The sequence below is a fragment of the Cupriavidus pampae genome, assembly GCF_914271485.1.
GTDB classification, from domain to species: domain Bacteria; phylum Pseudomonadota; class Gammaproteobacteria; order Burkholderiales; family Burkholderiaceae; genus Cupriavidus; species Cupriavidus pampae.
On sequence record NZ_CAJZAG010000010.1, the window covers coordinates 294599 to 319642 of the forward strand.

General features: G+C 65.7%; 14 protein-coding genes. 4 read left to right on the top strand and 10 right to left on the bottom strand.

Annotation, left to right across the window (positions count from 1 at the left end):
• Positions 1-16: 16 nt before the first annotated feature.
• From LDO41_RS25330 to LDO41_RS25370, 9 genes are all read right to left on the bottom strand, one after another.
• A complete protein-coding gene (locus LDO41_RS25330) occupies positions 17-1018 on the bottom strand; it encodes a FecCD family ABC transporter permease (protein ID WP_223993325.1) in 1002 nt (333 codons plus the stop codon).
• Between the two features lie 11 nt (positions 1019-1029).
• Positions 1030-1908 (bottom strand): heme/hemin ABC transporter substrate-binding protein, encoded by an 879-nt coding sequence (locus LDO41_RS25335; protein WP_223993326.1) that lies wholly within the window; start codon positions 1906-1908, stop codon positions 1030-1032.
• Position 1909: 1 nt separating this feature from the next.
• Positions 1910-2956 (bottom strand): hemin-degrading factor, encoded by a 1047-nt coding sequence (locus LDO41_RS25340; RefSeq protein ID WP_223993328.1) that lies wholly within the window; start codon positions 2954-2956, stop codon positions 1910-1912.
• A gap of 60 nt (positions 2957-3016) precedes the next feature.
• A complete protein-coding gene (locus LDO41_RS25345) occupies positions 3017-4321 on the bottom strand; it encodes an HmuY family protein (protein ID WP_223993329.1) in 1305 nt (434 codons plus the stop codon).
• Positions 4322-4343: 22 nt separating this feature from the next.
• Complete coding sequence (locus tag LDO41_RS25350; RefSeq protein WP_223993330.1) at positions 4344-6353, bottom strand: TonB-dependent receptor plug domain-containing protein; 2010 nt, start codon at positions 6351-6353, stop codon at positions 4344-4346.
• Between the two features lie 299 nt (positions 6354-6652).
• On the bottom strand, positions 6653-6997 hold the full coding sequence (locus tag LDO41_RS25355; RefSeq protein ID WP_223993331.1) for a DUF6587 family protein: 345 nt from the start codon (positions 6995-6997) through the stop codon (positions 6653-6655).
• A gap of 43 nt (positions 6998-7040) precedes the next feature.
• Positions 7041-8900, bottom strand: a complete 1860-nt coding sequence (gene feoB, locus LDO41_RS25360; protein WP_223993332.1) for a ferrous iron transport protein B — start codon at positions 8898-8900, stop codon at positions 7041-7043.
• Positions 8901-8957: 57 nt separating this feature from the next.
• Entirely contained in the window at positions 8958-9281 is a 324-nt protein-coding gene (locus LDO41_RS25365) for a FeoA family protein (protein WP_223993451.1), read from the bottom strand.
• Positions 9282-9609: 328 nt separating this feature from the next.
• On the bottom strand, positions 9610-10515 hold the full coding sequence (locus tag LDO41_RS25370) for a LysR substrate-binding domain-containing protein (RefSeq protein ID WP_223993333.1): 906 nt from the start codon (positions 10513-10515) through the stop codon (positions 9610-9612).
• A 132-nt stretch (positions 10516-10647) separates the two neighbouring features.
• Here LDO41_RS25370 and LDO41_RS25375 point away from each other — a divergent pair, with 132 nt between their 5' ends.
• The 4 genes from LDO41_RS25375 (at position 10648) to LDO41_RS25390 (ending at position 23979) form a co-directional block, all read left to right on the top strand.
• The gene (locus LDO41_RS25375) at positions 10648-12450 is read left to right on the top strand and encodes an acyl-CoA dehydrogenase family protein (protein ID WP_223993334.1); all 1803 of its coding nucleotides are present in this window, start codon (positions 10648-10650) and stop codon (positions 12448-12450) included.
• Between the two features lie 44 nt (positions 12451-12494).
• Positions 12495-13487, top strand: coding sequence for a Bug family tripartite tricarboxylate transporter substrate binding protein (locus LDO41_RS25380; protein ID WP_223993335.1), 993 nt, complete (start codon positions 12495-12497; stop codon positions 13485-13487).
• 16 nt (positions 13488-13503) lie between these two features.
• Positions 13504-14649, top strand: coding sequence for a CaiB/BaiF CoA transferase family protein (locus LDO41_RS25385; RefSeq protein ID WP_223993337.1), 1146 nt, complete (start codon positions 13504-13506; stop codon positions 14647-14649).
• A gap of 135 nt (positions 14650-14784) precedes the next feature.
• Positions 14785-23979 carry an autotransporter outer membrane beta-barrel domain-containing protein gene (locus tag LDO41_RS25390; protein ID WP_223993342.1) on the top strand — a complete coding sequence of 3065 codons (9195 nt, stop codon included), beginning with the start codon at positions 14785-14787 and terminating at the stop codon, positions 23977-23979.
• A gap of 4 nt (positions 23980-23983) precedes the next feature.
• Here the strand turns inward: LDO41_RS25390 and LDO41_RS25395 are convergent, their stop codons facing one another.
• Complete coding sequence (locus tag LDO41_RS25395; RefSeq protein ID WP_223993343.1) at positions 23984-25039, bottom strand: AI-2E family transporter; 1056 nt, start codon at positions 25037-25039, stop codon at positions 23984-23986.
• Positions 25040-25044: the final 5 nt, after the last annotated feature.

The following is a 25044-nucleotide window of genomic DNA, read 5'->3' on the forward strand; positions in this document are numbered from 1 at the left end:
CCCCAATGACGTCATATTATTTTCGCGTGAGCATCCACAGCAGGAACGGACCGCCGACGAGACTGGTCACGATGCCAATCGGTAACTCCGCCGGAATCACCACGATTCGTGCGAGCCAATCCGCGAGCGTCAGTGCCATCGCACCGCCGGCGATCGTATTGGGCAGCAGCCACCGGTGATCGGCACCGAGCGGTAGCCGTACCAGATGCGGCACGACAAGTCCGACAAAGCCGATCGTGCCGGTCACCGCAACCAGCGGGCCCACCAGCAGCGCCGTCAGCACGATCAGGCGGCGTCGCACGCGGCGGATGTCGAAGCCGAGGTGATGCGCCTCGCGTTCACCAAGCAGCAATGCGTTCATCACGCGCCAGTCACGCAGCAGCAACACGCACAGTACGGCGACCAGGGGCACGATCCACGCAAGCATGCTCCACGTGGCACCGGCCAGGCTGCCCATGTTCCAGAACGTCAGGTTGCGCAACTGCACGTCGCTGGCCTGATAGGTGAAGAACCCGACCACACTTGCGCAAATCGCGTTGATCGCGACGCCCGCCAGCAACAGGTTGGCCACGCCGGGCCGGCGTGTTCCGAGTTTGTAGGCAAGCGCGGTGGCAATCAGGCTGCCGAGAAACGCCAGCGGTGCCACGCCCCAGAGCCCTTCGGCACCCAGCACGATGGCGATCACCGCGCCGGCGGCACCGCCGAGTGAAATGCCAACGAGGCCGGGCTCCGCCAGCGGATTGCGAAACAAGGCCTGCATGACCGCGCCCGATAGCGCCAGCGCGGCACCGACCACCACCGCCAGCACGATACGCGGCAGCCGCACTTCGATCAGCACGTTGCGCCAGATCGTGGCATCCGGGTCCAGATCGGTCGACCACAGCAACGACAGCAGTCGGCTGCGTGGAATCGCGAGCGCGCCGCTGGCCGATGCGAGCAGCGCGACCAGCACCACGAGTGCGCACAGCACGAGGAAGACCTGGGCCGGCGACAGATATCGCAAGGCCCGCAGTTTCATCACAGCTTGGATCATCGGGCCGCGAGCGGTGCGAATCCCGCCTGCAGCTGGCGTAGCGCTTCGGGCAGGCGCGGGCCAAAGCCGAGCAACAGCAGATCGTCCATCACGACGATGCGCTTGTTGCGGGCCGCGGGCGTCGCGTTGAGGCCGGGCTGCGCGAGAAAGGCTTCCACGCTGCCCGAGGCCTGAATCGACATCGTCGTGGTGACGATCACGTCAGGCCGCAGTGCGGCCGCGGCTTCGGCCGAAAAAGGCTTGTATCCAGTCTGGTCGCCGAGCACGTTGGTGGCGCCGACAAGCTTGAGCATGGCGGCACCCGCGGTGTCTTCCCCGGCCGCCTGCATCTTGCCGGTGTGCGCGCTGACCATCAACACGCGCGGAGGTTTGACTGTGGGTTTGATTGCATCGAGCTCGGCATGGATCCGATCGACCAGCGCCTTGCCTTGCGTGCCGCGCTCGAGCGCGGTGGCCGCGCCGAGAATGCGTTGGTCGAGCGCCGCCACCGTCGGTGCGGATGGCAATACCACCACCTTGCTGCCCAGCCGTTTCAGCTGCTCGAGCGATTGCGGCGGACCGCTCTGGTCGGAAGCCAACACGAGATCCGGCTTCAGGCTTGCGACGCCCTCGACCGAGAACGTGCGGTAGTAGCCGACCTTCGGCAGCTTGAGCGCGGCAGGCGGATAGATGCTCGAGGCGTCCGCGCCCACGAGGCTGTTGCCCGCATCGAGCGCGTAGACGATCTCGGTGACGGCGCCACCGAGGCCGACCACGCGTGCCGGCGGCGCGGCTTGCGCGACAGGGATGACGAATGCGACATGAGCGAGCCCCGCCACGCACAGCAGCGAAAGCAACGCGTGGCGCGCGGTGCGCAGGGTGACAGCGCGCTTCATGTCAGGCCGCCAGTGCATGGTTGCACAGCGACTGCAGCAACGTGCGCCACGCCGGCAGTTCAGGCTTGCCGGGTTTGCGCTCGCCGAAGAACTGGACGATCAGTTCACCATTCGCGCCATACAGTTCGAGCGATGTCACCCAGCCATCGGTGGTGGGCTTGTTGACCACCCAGCTGCTCGTCACGGCCTGCGTATTCAGGTGCAGGTTGAACGTCGGGTCGAGCACGTTGAACCAGGGGCCGGTGCGCACCAGCTTCTGGACCGGCCCGGTGTGGATCTGCACGATGCCGCGATTGGCGACGAAGCACATGATCGGCAGCTTCGTATCGGCCGCGCGTTGCAGCATGGTTTCCACAGTGACGTTGTCGACCGCCTGGGCCAGATCGTCGCCAGCGGCGCGCAGCGCGCCAAGGCGCGACACCTTGTACTGTCGCAGCATGCCGAAAAAATCGTGCGTATCGGTCAGGCCACGCCAGTGCGCGCGGAAGGCCGAGATATCGGCGGGCGCGTCGGCCTCGTTGGCCGCCTGCGGAGCCTCGACGATGACCGGCGTACGCGCATCGCTGGCATGGCGCTCGACGTATGCCTGCCACGCAGCCGCGTCGGTGGCTTCCGTGCGGTAGACCTTGTGCACCGCCTCGCCGCTCTTGTCGAAGAATTGAATGCTGTCGCGGCCGTTTTCGGTGACCGCATAGAAATACTTCCAGCTGCTGAAGAACATACGCAGGTCGATATCGGGCCCGAGCACGATGCCAACCGGGCCTTCGGCCTGGATATCGGTGTAGGTGCCATGACGCTCGTGCACGGCAGCGTCGTTGCGCGACAGCGCCATGACGGGACCGAGCGTGCCGAGGTCGCGGAACAGTGCCTGCGCGGGACCGTTCAGCTCGCGTGCGGTCACGCCGCATTCGGCGGCGACGAGCGCGGCTTCCGTTGCGCCGAGCTTGCGCGCGCGGTCGCGAATGCGCAGACCGGGTTCCTGGTCGATCAACTGCTGATGTTGAGCCCGCAGGGTGTCGAAACTGTCTTGTTGCATAGTGGCTTGCATGGTGTCAGGTCCGGCGTGCCGCGGCACACGCCGCGGCACGCTGTGGAGCGCGTCGGAAAATCAGGGCTGCACGTCGTACTGGATGGTCCAGGTCTGCGCGCTGCTCGCATTGCTCGGATCCGCGTACTGGATCTGCGTTACGTGGAAGCGAGCATACGTCGTACCCTCGCCACCGCGCACCAGCGATGCGCTCGCCGCGTTCGCCGCGATCAGATGCGCGACCGCCGGCAGGCCTGCGGCGGTGGCCGCGGCTGCAGTCGGATAGTACGAGAACCAGCCATAGTTTAGGGCGTTCGGGTACGTACCGGTGTACTTCGGATTGAGTGACGATGCCGTCGCATCCTTAACCCATGCGCTTGCCGTGGCCGGGACGGATAGCGTGGTGTCGCTCAGGTCGGCCAGCCTTGTGGTGGCGTTCGTCGCGTCGGTGAACTTCGCGGCCACGGGCTTGTTGCTCGTGTCATAGAAGCCCGCGGGCGTGCGGCCCACGAAGCCGGCCACGGTACCGGTGCCCGATTCGCCGCCGTTCAGCTTGAAGTTATAGCGATTGAAAGCGATGTGCCACGTGCCGGTCGCGGTCGACACAGCACCCGCGTTCAGGTCGTAGTACACCCAATCGGCGGATGCATTGACCTGCGCGGTGCGTACGGTGCCTGGTACCGCGCGATCGACCCATCGGAACGACGGGTTGCCCGAGGTGGTACCGCCGGCGCCGCCGTAGTAGCCGGTGACCTGCAGCGCAAACACCTGCGCGCCCGCGCCGGTCGCGTCCGCCACGGCGCTGTTGGTCGTGATCAGGAACGTGCGCCAGGTCGGGTACAGCAGGTGGTCGGTGGCGCCGCCCACGCCGTATTCGAATGCGGCCGACTGAATGTCGTTGGTGCTGGTGAACACGCCGCTGGCCGCATCCTTGAAGAACAGCGTGGACGGGATCGCGCCGCTGACCGGATCGGTCGTCGCGTTTTTCCACGCCTGCAGTTCGGTCCAGGTGTGGTCGAACGGGCCGCCAAACGCGCCGCCGGCACCGGTGCCGCTCGTGCCGCTGTTGGTCCACAGCGATGCGGTCATGTTGCCGCCCTTGACCTTCAGGTCCCACGCGGTGCCCGTGCAGTCCGCGGTCTGCGCCTGCGCGTTGAAGTCGTAGCAGACCGAGGTGCCATTGGCCGGCAGCGTGAAGGTCCATGTGCCCGACTGCGTGAACGCCGTGGTCGGCGTGACCGGGGTGGTCGGTGTGGTGGGCGTGGTCGGCGTCGTGGTGGCGGGCGCATCGTCGCCACCGCCACCGCAGGCCGCGAGGACCGCGGTTACCAGAGCCAGCATGACGGTGCCAGCCGTCGATGCCGAAAACAATCCATTCTTTTTCATTTGAGTTTTCCTCCCAGTTGAACTAGCGCACCACGTCGACGTTGACGCGCGCGCCGAGGTACACGAATCGGCCTGCCACCGGCCCAAAATCATTGGCGTTCGAAAAATCGCGCTGGCGATCGAACAGGTTGTTCACGCCCACGAAGGCGGTCACGTTGCGTCCGATCTTCTGGTTCAGCACGAGGTCGAGCGTGCCCCAGCCCGCTGAGCGGACGTTGCTCGTGGAGTCGACCAGCTCGCTGCTCTGAAAGCGCGCGCGCGTGGTCAGTTCGGTACCGGGCAGCACGCGCCAGTCCATGCCGACGCGGCCCATGTTGCGTGGCCGACGGGTCAGCTCGGTGCCCGTGTTGAGGTCTTCGGTGTCGGTGTACGTGTAGGCAAAGTTGAAGCGCAGCGCGTCGGTGGCGACCCAGCGCAATGCCGTCTCCGCCCCCTGCGTGCGTGCGCGCGCCACGTTGCGATAGGTGTAGACCGCAATGCCATTCACGAGCGTGAAGTTGGTCATGTCGGTCTGGATCAGATTGCTGACGTGGTTGTAGAACAGGTTCGCGTCGAACACGAGGCGATCGCGCCAGTTCAGCGTGCCACCGAGCTGGAAGCTGTTCGACGATTCGGGTTTCAGGTTCGGGTTGCCGAGCACCATATAGCCGAGCGAGCTGTGGTCGAACAGGTAATAGCGTTCCTTGAGGTTCGGCACGCGATAGCCCTGGCCATAGTTCGCGCGCACCACGCCCTTCCAGTCGTCGGTCTGCAGCAGGTTGCCGCGCACGCCGACCTTGGGCGCGAAGTGGCTGCCGAAGTCGGAGTCGTGCTGGCCGCGCAGGCCCACGATCATTTCCCAGCGTTCGCTGAACAGGATGTCGTTCTGCAGGTAGAGCTCGCCATTGCGGCGCTCGGCGTTGCCGGCGATCTCGGAGACGTTGTTGCTGGTCTGGTCCAGACGCTCGCGATGCAGATCGGCGCCGAACTGCCACAGTTGCGAGTACCAGGCGGGCAGGTCGAACTGCATGGACAGATGATCCGTGCGCTGCGACGACACACGGGTGCCGGTCTGCACCGCGCTCGAGTACTCGCGCGTGGTGCTGTCGTAGCTCTCGGTCATGCCCGCGACGCGCGCGCGCACGCCGCTGTCGAACTTCCACTGGCCGCCACCGGTAAAGCGATTGCGGTCGATGTCCTCGGACTTGCGCTGCGGTACGTAGTTGGGCGGTGCGTAATATTGGTAACGCTGCTCGTCGGTCTCGCGATAGGCGCTCGCATCGACCCAGAAATTGCCGGCAGTGGTGGGCAGCCATTCCAGCCGTCCCGAATACTGCTGGCGGCGCACCTTGTCGCCATGCTGCGTCCAGCCGTCCGGATCGACGGCGAACCCCTTGTTGTCGAGCGCGTCGGCGACCACGCGCGCCCGAAGCTTCTCGGTACCGCCCTCGACGCGCATGCTGCCGTGGAGCAGGCCCGGCGTGCCATCGGCGTTCTGGCCGCCGTAGGTACCGCCATCGGCGACGGCCGCGGCAGAGAGTCCTTTGCCGATCGGCCGGGTAATCACGTTGATCACGCCGCCCATGGCGGAGCTGCCGTACTGCGCGGAACTGGCCCCCTTGACCACTTCGACGCGGTCCACGTCGGCAGTCAGGTACTGCGACACATCGACCGTCGAACCGGTGCTGGCGCTGATCGGCAACCCGTCGATCAGGATCAGGACCTGATCGCTGGTCATGCCCTGCAGCGACACCTCGTATCCGGACTTGCCGTGGATCTCGCGCAATTGCAGGCCCGGCACGTTCTCGAGGGCGTCCTTGAGCGTGCGCGCATGGGTGCGTTCGATTTCCTGCCGGGTCACGACTTCCGTCTTCACCGGCGTCTCGTCGATGTCTTTTTCGGAGCGTGTGCCGGTCACCACGATCGACGGCAGGAGTGGGGCGTCTCCAGTGGAGAACTGCGCCCAGGCTTCGGTCGCGAAGGCGGGACAGAGCAGCGCGCCGGCGACAGCCGCGATACAGCTTCGACGCAGGTTACATGGCGGTACGAGCACTTTGGAATCGTTCTTTTACGAATGGAGGTGCAAATGATAATGGTTAACATTCGCGTGTACAACAGCTTACAAATATAGACATTTCGATACATGAGGCGTAACCGGCTCACCACCGTGTGGTGCGACGCATCGGAAAGGGCCCGCAGAAATGGGTACGCTCTACGCAGAAACGGGTACGCTTGGCGACGCGGCAAGCTTGCGGGTACGCAGAAACGGGTACGCACGCACCCCGCTGTTACTGGCGCGGGGCAACAAAAAAGCGACCTCGAGGGTCGCTTTATCTTGGAGATGACTGGGGGTCAGGGCCGTCGCATAAACCGGATCACCTGCTCGTCATTGCCGCCCGAGGATGGCACGGTGTTCGACGACGCGCTCGACGACCCGTTCGACGACGTGTTCGACCCGCAGCTGCCGCAGCCGCTGTTGGTGTCGCATCCCGTCGCACAGCCCGCTGCCGCGGTGGGGCTCAGCCGCCGGGCGATCCATCCACGCCAGCCCGTTGCCATGGCGCCGCCCAGCATGGTGGCAAGGCTGGCCTTGACCCGCTCACGGGTCCGCGGCAGATAACGTGACGCCACCGAGAGCGCGCACGCAATCACGATCAGCGGGACCAGCAGGGTTTCGAAGGCATGGTAGAGCGTCATGGTCGGTTTGACCGGCGACGGAGTCGCCGGTTCAGGTCAACAGTTAACTCAACATCAGGGCGACACGGTAGGTAACAAACGACGCCAGATACGCCAGACCGGTCAGGTAGGCGGCCGATAGCGCCATGATCTTCCACGAGTTGGTCTCGCGGCGGATCACGGCGAGCGTCGACACGCATTGTGGCGCAAACACGTACCAGGCGAGCAGCGACAGCGCGGTGGCCAGCGACCATTGCGCGGCGATCATCGGTGCCAGTTGCGTGGCCACGGTATCGTCGCTGCCGGACAGCGCATAGACGGTGGCCAGCGCGCCCACCGCTACCTCGCGCGCTGCCAGGCCCGGCACCAGTGCGATGCAGATCTGCCAGTTGAAGCCGATCGGCGCGAATACGTGCTCGAGCGCTTTCCCGATCATGCCGGCAAAGCTGTAGTCGATCGCCGGTCCGGTTGCGCCATCGGGCGGCGCTGGGAACGTAGCCAGGAACCACAGCAGCACCGTCAGCGCGAGGATCACCTTACCCACGCGCGACAGGAAGATGCGCGCGCGTTCCCACAGGCCGATGGCCACGTCGCGCGGGTTCGGAATGCGGTACGACGGCAGTTCCATCAACAGCGGATGATCGGTGCGGTCGCGGCGGAAATACTTGAGCACGTAGGCCACGATCAGCGCGCTGAGGATACCCGCCACATACAGCACGAACAGCACCAGGCCCTGCAGGTTGAAGATGCCGCCCACCGTGCGCTCGGGAATAAACGCGCCGATCAGCAGCGCATACACCGGCAGCCGCGCGGAGCAGGTCATCAGCGGCGCCACGAGGATCGTGGTCAGGCGGTCACGCGGATCCTGGATCGTGCGCGTCGCCATGATGCCGGGAATCGCGCAGGCGAAACTCGACAGCAGCGGAATGAACGACCGGCCCGACAGGCCCGCGCCCATCATCAGACGGTCCAGCAGGAACGCCGCGCGCGGCAGATAACCCGACTCCTCGAGCGTGAGGATGAACAGGAAGAGGATCAGGATCTGCGGCAGGAACACGATCACGCTGCCAAGGCCCGCGATCATGCCATCGACGATCAGGCTCTTGAGCATGCCGTCCGGCATCCAGGTGCCGACGATCTCGCCCAGCATGTGCACGCCGCCCTCGATGCCGTCCATCAGAGGTTCCGCCCACGAGAACACGGCCTGGAACATCAGGAACAGCAGCACGGCCAGGATCACCAGACCGAACACGGGATGCAGCAGGATGCGATCGAGGCGATCGTCGAGACGCGCCGTGCGCGCCGGCATCGTTACGGCGGCGGCCAGCAGCTTGCGAACCTCCGCGTGCGCATCGAGGTCCGACAGTGCCTCGAGCGGCTGCGCGGGCAGCGCCTTGGGCAACTCCCCTTCGAGCAGGTCGACCAACGCGGCGGCCCCGTCGCGCTTGACGGCAACAGTCTGCACGACCGGCACGCCCAGCGCGGCCGAGAGCTTGTCCCGATCGATCAGGATGCCGCGCTTGGCCGCGGCGTCGCTCATATTCAGCACCACCACCATCGGCAGGCCGAGGCGACGCAATTCCAGCACGAAGCGCAGATGCAGCCGCAGGTTGGTGGCATCGACCACCGATACCAGCAGGTCGGGGCGCGGCTCGTCGGCGCGCTGCCCCAGCACGACTTCGCGCGTCACCACCTCGTCGAGGCTCGCGGCGCGCAGGCTGTACGCGCCCGGCAGATCGAGAATCCGCACGACGCGGCCGCTCGGCGCCACGAACTGGCCTTCCTTGCGCTCGACGGTGACGCCCGCGTAGTTGGCCACCTTCTGGCGGCTGCCGGTCAGGCGATTGAACAGCGCGGTCTTGCCGCAGTTGGGATTACCGACAAGCGCGATGCGCAACGCGGAAGAATTCGGGGCAACGGACATAGGCAGGAAAGGGACCCGTGCGGCGTGATGGGGTAAGCAGGAGGAGGCGTGCGGTCTTCAGGCCTGACGCTTGGCGGCCGCTTGCTGCGCCAGCTGTTCGGCGGTCGCATCGTCGGATGCCGGCGCGATACTCGACACCGTCGCGCTGGCCACCTCGACCGTGATGCGGGCGGCTTCGGCGCGCCGCAGCGCGAAACGCGTAAAGCCGACCTGCACGACCATCGGATCCTTGCCGAACGGACCGAACGCGATGATCTGCACTGCCTCGCCCGGCACGAAGCCGAGATCACGCAGCCGGCGCGCGATCGCATCGTCGGACGACAGATCCTCCACCGCTTGCACAACGGCGGCAGTACGCAGGGGAAGTTCAGACAACCGCATCATGCTTTGGCCCTGGTTGGGTCGTAAATAAAAATCGTTCTCGATTGTATAGCAATTGCCGGCTGATCGCCGCCGAACGGCCGTGCTTGGCGCACCGGACAAGGCTTCCAAGGCGGTGAAAAAATGTAGCAGGAATCGCTTCGATATAAAGGAAGCGTAAAAAATTCCATATCGAACGCACGTCTTTATTGGATTACCACAATTGCGTTATTGGTACCTCGATCACAGAGCGCTAAGCTGCAAGCACGCTGAACACCCCGTTCCACGCGTACTTTCCAAGCCACTGCCCCTCGGGACCGGTGGCTTTTTCTTTGGCGAGCGGCGGATTCTACGGCTGCTCGGGGTGGCTCGCCAATCTCATGCGTAGTTTTACGCTATCGACGAAATGATCGCGTGCGGGATCGTCCGGGTGCTGCCGCCACACGCAGTAAACCTCGGACGGCACGTCGGTATCGCTGAGCGGCCGGAAGGCCGCGCCGGCCATGCCGGAGCGCGCGAGGGCGGCCGGCACGACCGCCACGCCCATGCCCTGCGCCACCAGCGAGACCACCGACAGCCAGTGGCGCACTTCGTGACGGACCTGTGGATAGAAGCCCTGCGCGACACACATCTCGAAGATGCGGTTGTAATAGTCGGGCGACGCCTGGCGCGAGAACAGCACGAACGGTTCGCCACGCAGGTCGGTCAGCGCCACGCTGTCGCGCGCGGTCAAGGCATGCGCCGCGGGCATGCAACATACGAATTGTTCGCGATGGGCCAGCACCGTGACCAGTTCGTCTGGTACCCGGTTGGTGTGGACGAAGCCCGCGTCGAGTTCGCCGTGCAGCAGCGCATCGATCTGTTCCTGCGAGTTCAGTTCGGTCAGCGCGACCTGAATACCGGGAAAGCGTGCCTCGAAGTCCTGCAGAAGCTGCGGCATGCCGCGATACAGCATCGAGCCAACAAAGCCGACCCGCAACCGCCCCACGGCGCCGGCCTCGATCTCGCGCGCAAGCTGGCGGGCCGCCTCGGCTTGCGCCAGCAGCGCCGTGGCCGATTCCCGAAATGCGCGCCCTGCGGCAGTAAGCCGCACGCCGCGGCTGTCGCGCTCGAACAGGCGGGCGCCCACGGAGGCCTCCAACTGCTGGATATTCAGCGACAGCGGCGGCTGGGAGATCGATAGCCGCCGCGCGGCGCGCCCGAAGTGCAGTTCTTCGGCGAGCACGAGAAAGTAACGCAGGTGACGGAATTCCATGGCGATACAAAAATTATATGGATCGAGCCAATTTTAGAATTAGACACGAATCGTTGCCATCCGAATAATGAAGCCCAAACCGATCCGGTCGCCGCGCGCAGCGAGGGACCGACAAGCTTCAGGAGACGATTCATGCCCACCAGCGCCCTGCGCGAGGCTTCGGCCGCCCCGACCTCCGACGTTATTCCTCCCCTGAGCCATCCCGTGCCCGATCGGCACGGCGGCAGCCTGTTCACCGCCGACCCCGACCTGCGTGCGCTGCTGCCGCTGTATCTGCCGGCCGACCTGTTCCATCACCTGCTGCCGCACCTCGAACGGATGGGTGCGCTTGCAGGCGGCGTGCTCGACGAACTTGCCAACGTGGCCGATCACGCGCCGCCCACGTTGTCGCATCGCACCCGTAGCGGGTTGGACGACCAGCGCATTCACAAGCATCCCGCGTATATCGAGCTCGAGCGCGTGGCCTTCGCCGAGTTTGGCCTCGCGGCCGCCTCGCACCGCGGCGGCGTGCTCGGCTGGGACAAACCGATGCCGCCGGCTGCCAAGTACGCGCTGACCTATTTGTTCGTGCAGGCCGAATTCGGGTTGTGCTGCCCGCTGTCGATGACCGACTCGCTCACGCGTACGCTGCGCAAGTTTGGCGATTCGGCACTGGTCGAGCGCTACCTGCCGAACCTCACCACGCAGGTCTTCGACGATCTCTATCAGGGCGCGATGTTTATGACCGAGCAGGGCGCTGGCTCCGACGTCGCGGCCACGGCTACGCGCGCGGTGCGCGATCCCGCGGCGGAAGGCGGCTGGCGTCTGATCGGCGACAAGTGGTTCTGCTCGAACCCCGATGCCGCGCTTGCCATGGTGCTGGCCCGCGTGGAAGAAGCGGATGGCAGCGCGGTCGCCGGCATCAAGGGCGTGTCGCTGTTCCTGCTGCCGCGCACCCTCGCGGACGGCAGCGCCAATCACTACCGAATCATTCGGCTCAAGGACAAGCTCGGCACGCGTTCGATGGCGAGTGGGGAAATCCGGCTCGAGGGTGCGCACGCGTGGCTCGTCGGAGAGCCGGGCCGCGGCTTTGTGCAGATGGCCGACATGATCAATAACTCGCGGCTCTCCAACGGCGTGCGCGCGGCGGGTTTGATGCGCCGTGCGCTGACCGAGGGCTTGTTTATCGCGCGCGAGCGGCAGGCCTTTGGCAAGCGATTGATCGACATGCCGCTGATGCGCCGGCAGTTGCTCAAGCTCACGCTGCCCACCGAGCAGGCGCGCACGATGGTGTTCCAGACTGCGGAAGCGCTGCGCCGTGCGGATGCCGGCGAGGCCGACGCCTATGCGCTGATGCGCGTGCTTACGCCGCTGATCAAGTTCCGCGCCTGCCGCGATGCGCGCCGCGTGACCGGCGATGCGATGGAAATGCGTGGCGGCTGCGGCTATATCGAAGAATGGAGCGATCCGCGCCTCGTGCGCGATGCCCACCTCGGATCGATCTGGGAAGGCACGAGCAATATCGTGGCGCTGGACGTGCTGCGCGCGATTCGTCGCGAGAACTCGCTGCCGGTGCTGCGGGCTCACTTGCAGGCGCTGCTGGACGATACGCCGCTGCATGCGGTGGCGCGCCAGCAATTCGAGCGCGTGCTGAGCGGCGCGATCGCACAAGCGCAACGCGCGGCCGATGCCCAGGCCGAAGGCGACGTGCTTGCGCGTCAGGCGGCCTCCGCGCTGTATCACGTGACCAGCGCTGTAGCGATGGCTTGGGAAGCGGGCCGCATCGGCTCGGCTCGACGCATGCGACTGGCGCAGGCGGTGCTGATTCATCGCGTGCTGCCGCAGGACCCGCTCGGTGGCGAGATCGAACCCGCGTGGCTCGCGGAGACCGTGCTGCCTGCCGCCGAAGCGTCCGTGCGCGATGCGGATGCGGTGGCCGACGTCAACGTGTTCTGACCGCAGACAACAAACAATAAACAGAAAGTACCGGAGACATCATCATGCAATTCTGGAAACGCGTGGCGGCGGCAGCCGCCTGCACGCTGTGCCTTGCCGTGGCCCCCGCTTACGCGCAAGAAGATTATCCGAGCAAGCCGATCATGCTCGTCGTCACCTATCCGCCGGGCGGACCGACCGACGCGATGGCGCGCACGCTCGCGGCCGCGCTCAAGAACAGCCTGGGCCAGACCGTGGTGGTCGAGAACCGCGCGGGCGCGGGCGGCAACATCGGTGCCGAGGCCGTGGCGCGCGCCGAGCCCGATGGCTACACGCTGATGTTCGGTACCTCCGCGCCGCTTGCCATCAACGTAAGTCTCTACCGCAAGATCAACTACGATCCGATCAAGAGCTTCGCACCCGTGATTCAGATCGGTCTGCTGCCCAACGTGCTGGTGGTCAATGCGAACGTGCCGGTGAAGAACGTGCAGGAATTGATCGCGTACGGCAAGGCGCATCCGGGCAAGCTGACCTATGCCTCGTCGGGCAACGGCGCCTCATCGCATCTGGCCGGCGTGCTGTTCAACAACCTTGCGGGCACGGACTTCCAGCACGTGCCTTACAAGGGCACCGGCCCCGCGCTCAATGACCTGCTCGGCGGCCAGGTCAGCATGACCTTCACCGACGTGCTGACCGCGCTGCCGTTTATCAAGAGCGGCAAAGTGCGCGCACTCGGCGTGACCACGCGTGGCCGTTCCCAGGCGTTGCCCGATGTGCCGACCGTTGCCGAGCAGGCCGGCGCGCTCGGCCTGTCCACCTTCGACGTTTCCGTGTTCTTCGGTGTGGTCGCGCCGGCCGGCACGCCGCCTGAGATCATTCGCAAGCTGAACACGGCCTTTGCCGACGCGCTGCAACAGCCGGAGGTCCGCAAGACGCTGCAAGGCCAGGGCCTCGAGTTCGCGCCGTCGACGACGCCCGAGCAGCTGGGTGCGTTCGTCAAGTCGGAGGTCGGCAAATGGCGTACCGTGGTGCAAAAATCCGGCGCGCAGCTGGACTGAACACACAGGAGACTCCATGACGATCAAGACGCCCCCTTCCACCGGCGCGCTCGCCGGCATTCGCGTAGTCGATCTGTCGCGCATTCTCGGCGGCCCGTTCTGCGGACAGATCCTGGGCGACCATGGCGCCGACGTGCTCAAGATCGAACCGCCGCAGGGCGACGACACGCGTACGTGGGGGCCGCCGTTCCGCGATGGCGTGGCCTCCTATTACTTCGGCCTCAATCGCAACAAGCGCGTGATGCGGCTCGACCTGACGACCGAGGCCGATCGCGAGGTCCTACTGGCGCTGTTGGCCGATGCGGACGTACTGGTCGAGAACTTCAAGACCGGCACGCTCGAGAAGTGGGGACTGGGCTATGACGCGCTGTCGCAGCGCTTTCCGCGCCTCGTGCATTGCCGCGTGTCGGGCTTCGGTGCCGACGGTCCGCTTGGCGGATTGCCCGGCTACGACGCGGCGATCCAGGCGATGGCCGGCATCATGAGCATCAATGGCGAACCCAACGGCGACCCGCTGCGCGTGGGGTTGCCGGTAGTCGATATGGTCACTGGTCTCAATGCCACGCTGGGCGTGCTGCTGGCATTGCAGGAGCGCGAGCGCAGCGGCCGCGGGCAATTCGTCGAGGCCGCGCTGTACGACTCTGGCCTGTCGCTGCTGCATCCGCATGCGGCCAACTGGTTCATGAGCGGCAAGGCGCCGCAGCGTACCGGCAACGCGCATCCGAACATTTACCCGTACGACACGGTTGCCACGGCCACTGATCCGATTTTTCTTGCCGTGGGTAACGACCGACAGTTCCGCATCCTGTGCGAGCGACTCGGTCTGGCAGCATTGGCAGACGATGAACGCTACGCCACGGCCGGCGCGCGTTCGGTCAATCGCGCCACACTCAAGGTCGAGCTCGAGGCGCGCATGCGCGAGGTCGATGGCAAGTCGTTCGCCGACGAGCTCGCTGCGGCAGGTGTGCCGTGCGCACCGGTGTTGTCGGTGCCGGATGCACTCGAGCATCCGCACACCGCGCATCGCGAGATGGTTGTCGAGATGCCGGGCGGCTACAAGGGACTCGGCGCACCGGTGAAATTGAGCCGCACGCCGGCCACCTATCGTCACGCGCCGCTGACCGAAGGCGACACGTTCCTGCCACGCGAATCGGAGGACTAGCGTACCCATTTCTGCGCGGTCTCTGATGATGAGAAAAGCGTTTACTGATAATCGTAAAGTGCCGAATTCACATCTTTTGGCGTGATTCCTGCCTATATTGAGGAGCGTAAAAACTAAAACAGAGTGGTGGCGATCATGCAGGCTCGCCTGGCCAAAGCGCTTCCCCCACTGATCGCGGCCATCGGTTCGGCCCACACATACGCCCAGTGTTCGATAACTGGCGGCACCATTTCCGCATCGGTCACGGCGAGCTGCACGATTGGCACCGCGGGTAGCACGGTCACGGTGCAGAGTCCCGCGACGTATACGGGCTGGATGAATTTCACGTCTGATAATCAGACGCTCACGATCGACGCGGGTGCCTCGTTTGTCGGCAGCGACGCCGCGCCGGGACGTCCCTATGAAAAGACGATCGGTGTCAGAGGGGCTGGCATCTCGACCTGGACGCTGATAAACAATGGGTCAATGGTCAGTTCGGTGAACGCCGATCTGGTGGGACGTAGTGGCGCCCCCGGGCTCAGCATCATCCGCAATACCGGGCTGATGCAAAACAATACGACAGGCAATCGGACCGCGATCGCCTCGACCAACAACAACACCAGTCTCGATCTGGTGAATAGCGGAACGATCTCCGCCAACGGCGGCCCGGCGATCTGGGCCGACGGTTCCGGCACGACGACCATCGTCAATCAGAGTGGGGGCCAGATTAGTTCGCGCGCGAACTGGTCGATCTATCAGCCCGCCATCACCAGCCTCAGCATCACCAATGAGGCGGGCGCCACCATCGAAAGTCTCAGTCCCTCGCTAGGCGCCATTCTTTCGGGTGGGGCCACCACGCTTCGCAATGCCGGCACACTGGCCACCGCCGGCGGCGCGGGCCAGTCAGCGGTGACGCTGGGCGGCTCGGCCGATACGCTGATCCTGGAGCCCACGTCCGTGATCACCGGGTGGGTAACCGGGGGAGGCGGGGCCAACGTCCTTGCGCTTGGAGGGCAGAGTGGCAGCGGAAGCTTCGCGCTTGGACAACTGGGTTCCAGTGCGCAATACCGGCTCTTCGGCACGTTGCAGAAGATTGAAGGCAGCAGCTGGACGCTGACAGGCAATGCCAGCAACCAGACGCAGAACTGGCAGTTGCTCGGTGGCACGCTGCAGCTCGCCAGCGGCGCGTCGTTGCTTGGTGGCAGCTTCACGAATCCGGCCACCGCAACGGGTCCGGTCACGCTGCGCATCGCCGGCGCGCTGACGGGTACCGGGGCTGGCATCACCATGGCGGGTCCTTATACCAACTCGGTGGTGCTGGACACCGGCGCCACCTTTGGCTCGCGCACGTTCGTCAACAGTGGTGGCGTGACTGTGCTCACAGGCCCGGTGCCGTTTCCTAACGCAGTGACCATTTCCGGCGGATCCCTTCAGATCGGCAATGGCGCTACCGGAACCGGCGGTTTCGTGACGGGTGCCATTACCGACAATGCCGCGCTGGTATTCAACCACAGGACCGACCTGGTTCACAGCGGCCCGATCAGCGGTACCGGAACGTTGACGCAGGGCGGCCTCGGCACAACCACGCTCACAGCCATCAATACTTACGGCGGCACGACGTCGGTCACTGCCGGCACGCTGCGAACCACAGGCATCGGCACGATCGGCCCGGGAGCGGTGTTTATCGATATTGGCGCCTCGTTATTCATCGACGGGCCCGCATCCGGTGATTACACCTTCGGCAATGCATTGTCCGGTATGGGGACGCTGCAGGCGGTGCTGTCTGGCGCAACCAACACGTTCGCGTTCGGCAGCAGCGCGGGTACGGCATTCGGTGGCACGCTGGTACTGGGGACCAGTACGTTCGCGCTATCCGGTACCAATACGGCGAGCCTGACGGCCGCCACGCTGCAAAGCGACACCGGCAGCTTCACCAACGTTGGCACGGGCACACAGACCATTGGCGGGTTGACGCTCAATGGCGGCACGCTGGCTTATAGCGCGGCGCCGACCGGACGCATCGCCACGGGCGTGCTCGCGCTTGGCGCCGGGCAGGTCCGCATCGATCCGGCCACGCTCGGCGCGGGCACGCTGCTGACGCAGGACGATGGGATTAACGCGCAACTGGTCAGTGCCACGGCGGTAAACGGCACCGCCGCCGCGCTGTCGCTGTACGATCTGAGTGGCAACCCGCTTGGTGGCAACAGCGCGGTCAATATCGTGCAAGGCGGCAACACCGTCGCCGTCGGCACCTTCAACGCAGGACTCTCGACGGGGGCCGGCGATGGACTCTATGCCACCAACCAGCTGATGCAACTCGATTTGCAGGCCGCGCAAACACTGTCACTGTCGGGCGACACGACCGGGACGGCCGGGGCCGATGAAATGCGTGCCCGCATTACCGGCAGCGGCGCACTGCGAATCGATGCCACCGCGGCGATCACGCTCAACAACAGCGCCAACGATTACACGGGCGCGACCAGCGTCAACACGGGAACGTTGCGTCTGGGCAGCGATGCGGCGCTTGGCCAGACCGCAACACTCAACATTGCGAGCGGCGCCACGGCTGACCTCGCCGGTCATGCGCAGCGTATCGGCACGTTGACCGGCACCGGCAACCTGGCCATGGGCAGCGGCGCGCTCGATGTCGCCGGCGGTGGCGCATTCGACGGTGTGATCGGCGGCAGCGCCGGTATGCTGAACGTTCAGGCAGGCACGCTCACGCTCGGCGGCGACAGTACCTACACCGGCGCCACCACGGTGGCGGCGGGCGCCACGCTGCAAATCGGCAGCGGCGGCACGGCGGGCAGCTACGCCGGCAATGTCACCGACAATGGCCTCGTGGTGTTCAACCGCAGCAATGCTTACACCTACACCGGTGCGCTGACGGGCAGCGGCGCACTCACGCATGCCGGCGCGGGCACACTCGTGTTGACCGGCGATCATGCGCATACGGGCGTTACGACCATCACCAGTGGCACGCTTCAACTCGGCGATGGCGGCAGCACCGGCAGCGTCGCCGGTGACATCGCCGATAACGGCGCGCTCATCGTCAACCGCGGCAATGCCTACGCGTATGCAGGCACCATCAGCGGCGCAGGCACGCTGACCCAGGCGGGCGCGGGCGTGCTGACGCTGAGCGGTGCAAACACCTATACGGGGACGACCAGCGTCAACGCGGGCACGCTGCTGATCAATGGAAATCAGAGCGCCGCCACCGGCGCGGTGAACGTAGCCTCGGGCGCCACGCTCGGCGGCACGGGCACCACTGGTGGCGATGTGACCATTGCCGATGGCGGGCATCTGCTTGGCGCGCAGGGCCAGATGCTCACGATGCATGGGCTGTTGCTCAATGCCAATGCGCAGATGGACATCGCGCTGGCTGTGCCGAGTACCGCAGGGCTCTTCAATGTGACCGGCGACCTCACGCTCGGCGGTAAGCTGAATGTCACGTCGGCCGGCGCGTTCGGCCCCGGCGTCTATCGAGTCGTGCAGTACAGCGGCGCGTTCATTGATAACGGAATGACGTTGGGCACGGTCCCGGCCGGCTCGACCGCCAACGTCGACCTGCTGTTGCAGACCTCGGTGCCGAATCAGATCAACATCGTCAACGCGGTGGGAGCGGGCCCGCTTACGTTCTGGGATGGCGTTGTGCCAACTCTGTTCAACAATGGCGCGGTCAATGGCGGCGCGGGGACCTGGCGTGCCGGCAACGATGCATGGACCAACAGCGCGGGTGCCATCAACGCGCCGTGGCAGATGGGCGGATTTGCGATCTTCCAGGGCACGCCGGCCGTTGTGACGGTGGACAACAGCGCGGGCGCCGTATCGTTCGGTGGCGCGCAATTCGCGGTCGATGGGTATCGGCTTGCCGGCCAGCCGCTGACGACGGACACTGCCGATACCATCATCCGGGTCGGCGATGGCACGACGGCCGGCGCCGCGATGACCGCCACGATCGATGCTGTCATCCAGGGTACGGGAGGGCTCGACAAGACCGATCTTGGCACGCTGTCGCTGACGGCCGCCAACACTTATGCGGGCACCACGGCCGTCAACGCCGGCACGCTACGCCTGACGGGTGCGGGCACGATCGGCGTCGGTGCCGCATCGATCGCGAGTGGCGCCACGCTGTTCATCGACGCACCGGCCAGCGGCAATTACACCTTCGGCAAGGCGCTCACGGGCACCGGCACCCTGCGCGTGTCGCTTGGGGCTCCAGCCAATGCATTCGCCTTCGACAGTGGTGTGGGTGGTGCGTTTGCCGGCACGGTGGCATTGAGCACCGGCACGTTTGCGCTGTCGGGCACCAATGCGTCCAGCCTGGCGGCTGCGACGCTGCGGCTCGATGCGGGCAACGTCACCACCGTCGGTACCGGGGCGCAGGCGGTTGGCAACTTCACGCTGAATGGCGGCACGCTCGTCTACGGTGCCTCCGCCGCGGATTTCGTGTCGACCGGCGCGCTGGCGCTGAACGGCGGCACAGTGCGCATCGATCCGACGTCAACGGCCACCATCGGCACCTTGCTGGCGCAGGATGAAGGCGTCAGCAGGCCGCTGATTCGCGCCGGCATCGTGACGGGCGCCGCGACGTCGATCGCGCTGGCGGACGCCAGCGGCGTGCCACTCACCGTCCGCACCGCCGATATCGTTCAGGGTGGCAATGTCGTTGCGGTGGGAAGCTATGGCTACGCGCTAACCACTGGCGGCATCAACGATGGTCTGTATGCCGCCGCTACGCTGAGTCAGCTGAGCCTGCAATCGGGGCGGACGTTGACGCTCTCGGGGGACACCGCCAGCCCGGCAGGGGGCGATGAACTGCACGCGAGCGTCACAGGCAGCGGTGGCCTGCGCATCGATGCCACCAGCGCCATCACGCTCAACAATGCTGCCAACAACTATAGTGGCCCGACCGAGGTGGCCGCCGGCACGTTGCGCCTGGGCAGCGATGCGGCGCTTGGGCAGACGACATTGCTCGATGTGGCCAGCGGTGCCGCCGTCGATCTGAACGGAAGGGCGCAGGCCATCGGCACGCTCTCCGGTGCCGGCAACCTCCACATGAATGTGGGCTCGCTCGCGGTCGCGGATGGCGGTACCTTCAGCGGCACGATCGATGGGACGGCGGGCAGCCTCAACGTAAATGGCGGCACGCTCGTCCTGACAGGCGCCAATACGTACACGGGCGGGGCAGCGATCGGCAGCGGCGGCGCGCTGCGTATCGGCGCGGGTGGCACGGCCGGCAGCTATCTTGGCAATATCACCGACAACGGCCAGCTTGGCTTTCATCGTAGCGACGATTATCTTCATGCCGCCACGATCGCGGGCGGCGGCACCGTGACGCAGGCGGGCACTGGCAATCTGACCCTGGCGGGCAGCAACGTTTATACCGGTGGCACCGCCATCGAGGCGGGTACGCTGACGCTGCCGCATGGGAGTGGTGCCGGCACGGGCGCGATCGCCAACAGGGCCGCGCTGCGGCTCGACTTCGCCGCGGATAGCGTGCTCGCCAACGAACTGTCGGGCAGCGGCACGCTGACCAAGACCGGCACTGGCACCGCTACGCTGACGGCCGCGGGTTCGGCACAGGGCGATATCGCGGTGGAGGCGGGCACCCTGCGCTGGGCGCAGGCCGGCGCATTCAACGCGGCGAGCTATACGACCGCGAGCGGCGCCAAAACCGCGATGACCGGGGATGCCGCGCTTACCATCACCGGCGCGCTGACCCACGCTGCGGGGGCGATGCTCGACGTCGCGGTGGGCAGCACGGAACCCGTGATTACCGCGAACAGCGCAAACCTGAGCGGTACCCTCAATGTGACGGGTTTTATCGCTGGCGCGCCCAACACCGCAAGCGCGCTGACCAGCACGGACTTCACCATCGTGCACACGACCGGCGGCATCACCGGCAACTTCAGCGGCGTGACACTCGATCGTGGCAGTCAGGTCGACTACCTTGTGATCGGCGGCAAGGTGACCGGTGGCGTGGACTACAACGTGGGCTTCGGTCTGACATGGACGGCCGGCAACGCCCTCGGCAACGGTGCCTTCACGCTCGCCGGCGCGGCGGATACGTTCGATGTCGACGTGACCCTCTTCAACCAGACGGGCACCTTCACCAGCGGATGGGATGGCAAGACCCTGACCAAGGCCGGCGCCGGCACGCTGGTCCTGTCCACGGCCAATGCGTACAGTGGTGATACGCGTATCGATGGCGGTACGCTCCGCGCTGGCATTGCCAATGCCTTTGCGGCGAGTGCGAATGTGGGCATTGCGGCGGGGGCGACACTGGATCTCAATGGCTTCAACCAGCGCGCCGCCAATCTCTCCGGCGCAGGCAGCATCGTACTGGGCAGCGCGACACTCGACGCCGACCAGATCTCCGATACGGTGTTCGCCGGTACGATCGGCGGCGCCGGCAGCCTCGTCAAGAGCGGGGCGGGGAGCCTGACGCTGAGCGGTGCCAACGCGCATGCCGGCGGCACGACGATCCTCGCTGGGATACTGGTGGCGCCGCGCGCCGCAGCCTTGGGCACGGGTCCCATCGAGAACGCGGCCACGCTGCGTCTCGACTTCGCCACCGACGATACGCTGGCCAACTCGCTCGCCGGTGCCGGGGCCCTCACCAAGACAGGTGCCGGCACCGCGTTGCTCACCGCGGGAGGCACACAGGGCAGCGCCACAGTCAGCGCTGGCACCCTGCGGTTCGGCCAGACCGGAGCATTCAACGTGACCGGCGACTATGTCACGGCAGCTGGTGCCACCACGGCACTCGCCGCCGCGGCATCGCTGAATGTGAGCGGCCGGACGACGATAGATGGCAGGCTCAGCGACGTGGTCGGTCCAGGGCAACCTGCGATCACGGCAACGACGATCACGCTGGGGGCGGGGTCGACATACAACCTTGCCGGCTACAGCGCACCAGCCACCGCCAGCGCAAGCGAACTCGCGCTGACCATCTACAACGTCCTCCATGTCTCTCAGCCGGGCGGCATAACGGGTACGTTCGGCGGCGTCAACATCGGCGGTGCACCGGGCCTCGCGGATTACCTCTCGCTGACGAGCGCCTACGGTGCGCAGGACTACGATGTCGGTCTGGGATTGCGCTGGTACGCTGCAGCGACCACGGCGCCGCAGCAAGCGCACGGCACGTTCACGCTTGCGGACGCGGCAGGCGTCTTCGACATGGACGCGGTGCTGGCGGACCAACCCGCCAGTCCGGCGACCGGATGGGACGGCCGCACGCTGACCAAGGCGGGTCCAGGCACGCTCCAGTTGTCGAAGCCAAACACCTACACGGGCGCCACATTGATCGATGGCGGCACGCTACGCGCGGGCGCGGCCAATGTGCTCACCACCAGCGAACGTGTGCAGGTGGCGGCCGGCGCCATGCTCGATCTGAACGGCTTCGATCAACGCATCGGCAACCTTTCGGGCGCGGGCGCCGTTGCGCTGGGCGCCGCCGCAATGACCGCAACCAGCACTGCCGATACCGACTTCGCCGGCGTGATCGCGGGTCCGGGTCGCCTGCTCAAGACCGGTGCCGCGACGCTGATCCTCTCGGGCGACAACAGCTATGCGGGTGGCACCACCATCGAACAGGGCGTGCTGCAACTCGGCAAAGGCGGCGCGACCGGCAGCGTTGTCGGCGATATTGCCAACCGGGCGAGCCTCGTCATCAACCGTGGCAATACGTATGCGTATGACGGCGTGATCAGCGGCACCGGCGATCTCGTCAAGCAAGGCGCTGGCGATCTGATCCTGTCGAAGACGCAGACCTATGCCGGCCCGACGCAAGTCAACGCAGGCGCGCTGACGTTGATCAACGGGGCACAGCTTGCGAGCACGCAACCGGTCACGGTTGCCGCAGGCGCCGCACTCGGGGGCTACGGTGGCGTCGCCGGCAATGTCGTCAACCAGGGACTGCTGGCCGTGGCCGATGCGGCGCCGGGCTTCGCGACCGGCCCGGCCGGCCAGTTCATCGTCGGTGGCTCGCTGACCAATGCCGGCGAGATCCGCATGGCCAGTCCGCTGCCGGCGAGCACGCTGACCGTCAAGGGTGATTACGTCGGCAGCAATGGGCTGCTCACCCTGAGCACGGTACTCGGCGGCGACGATTCGCCAACCGACAGGCTGGTCGTGGAGGGCAGCACCTCGGGCAGCACGCGCGTCGCCGTCAACAATTCCGCGGGGACCGGCGCGCAGACGGTCAAGGGTATCCAGCTCGTGCGCGTTCAGGGCACCTCGGCGGGAACGTTTACGCTGCAGGGGCGCGTGGTGGCCGGGCCATACGAATACCGGCTCACGCAGGGCACGCCGGCCGGGAACGATGGCAACTGGTACCTGTTGTCGGCCGACACCACCCCTGCGCCGACACCCGTACCAATACCGAAGATTCGACCCGAGGCCGGCTCATATCTTGCCAACCAGAGCGCCGCCAACACGCTGTTCGTCCATACGCTCCACGATCGCCTTGGCGAGCCGCAGTTCATCGACGACAGCCGCGCGGATCGACCGCGTGCCAGCAGTGGATGGGTGAGGCTGGCTGGCACCTCCACCGACTCCACCGCCGCCGGTGGCAGGATCGATCAGTCCGCACGCGGCGGTCTCGCGCAATTCGGCGGCGATCTGATCCGCTGGCAGGGCGCGGACCAACCCTCACGCATCCATGCGGGCGTGATGGGCGCGGCGGGCCGGATCTCGAGTTCGTCGTCGGTGCAGGGCCTGTCGGCCGCCACTGGCACCGTCGACGCCTATGCCGTTGGCGTCTATGGCACGTGGTTCCAGAACGAGGATGTCAAGCGCAGTGGTTTCTATCTGGACTCTTGGTTGCAGTACGGCTGGTACAACAACGAAACGCGCGGCAGCATGCTGCCCACCGAGCGCTACACCAGCCACAACTGGACTGGCTCGCTCGAAGGTGGCTACACGTTCCTGCTCGGCGAAAGTGCGGGGAGCAGGCTCTATCTCCAGCCGCAGTTGCAACTGCTCTATAGCGGCTACTACCAGGGAGACATCTTCGAGGCCAATGGCACGCGTGTGCAGACGAAGGATGTGGGCGGCTGGCTGAGCCGGATGGGCGCCACGGTGTTCGGTCAAGGGCAGCTGGCCGGCGGGCAGACCGTGCAACCTTACATGACACTGAACTGGTGGCATGCACAGAACCAGCCCTCGGTCGTCATGTCCGGCGCCAGCGTGAAGGATGGTACGCCGAAGGATCGCTTCGAGATGAAGTTCGGCGCCCAGGCACGGCTGAGCCGCAACTGGCATGCCTGGGGCGATATCGGCTTTCAGGTCGGCTCGAACGCCTATTCGAGCGCGCAGGGGCAGATCGGCGTGAAATACGTCTGGTGAGCGGTCACACCAGCCCGGCCGCCACCAGCTCGCGCTTGATGTACGCGTAGAAAATCGGCCCGGCGATCACGCCCGGAATGCCGTACAGCGTCTCCATGATCAGCATCACGGTCAGCAATTCCCATGCGGCGGCTTGAATACGCGCGCCGATGATGCGCGCATTCAGGAAGTACTCGAGTTTGTGGATCACGATCAGGTACAGCAGCGACACCACCGCGATCGGCAGCGACACCGACAGCGATGCCACCACGATCGCGGTGTTCGAGATCAGGTTGCCGAGCACCGGCAGCAGGCCCGCGAGAAAAGTCACCGCCACCAGCGTCTTCGACAGTGGCAGGTGCTGGCCGAACAGCGGCAGCACCACGAGCAGGTAGATCGCGGTCAGCAGCGTATTGATCGACGAGATCTGGATCTGCGCGAAGATGAACTGCGCGAACGCGGTCTGCAGTGTGCGCGCGCGCGTGACCAGCGCCGCCGCGAGCGGCCGGCGGTTCGGCCGCGAGGTCGCCCGATACAGCGCCACCATCGCACCGATCACGAAGCCCAGCAGGATATGCAACAGCGCGCGCACGATATCGGTGCCGAGCTTCTGCGCCATCTGCGCGTGCGTGCGCAGCGCGGCGATCAGCGCCGTGGCCAGCTCCTCCACGCCATTGGGCAGCGAGTCGCTGAGCCAGCCCGGCATCTGGTTGCGCGAGCGGTCGATGATGTCCGCCACATGGTCGAGCAATCGCTCGAGCGTATTGCCATCGCCACCGACGAGCCGCACCAGCGCCCAGATGCCGACGGTGAGCACCAGCAGCGTCGTGACGGACAGGATGGCCACCGCCAGCGCGTCGTGGCGCGAATGCACGCGAACCAGCCGCGGTGCCAGTACGTCGACCAGCGAGTACAGCAGCAGCCCGGATAGCAACGCGGCCACGAGGTTGGCCTGCATCACGAGGAACAGCGCGGCGGCGGTCAGTACGAACGAGACCGCCGTCACGTTGAGCCATCGGGCGGTGCCGGGTGCAATCGGCTTGGTGGATTCCGGCGTACGTTCTGGTTCCGGCGGATACATGGTGT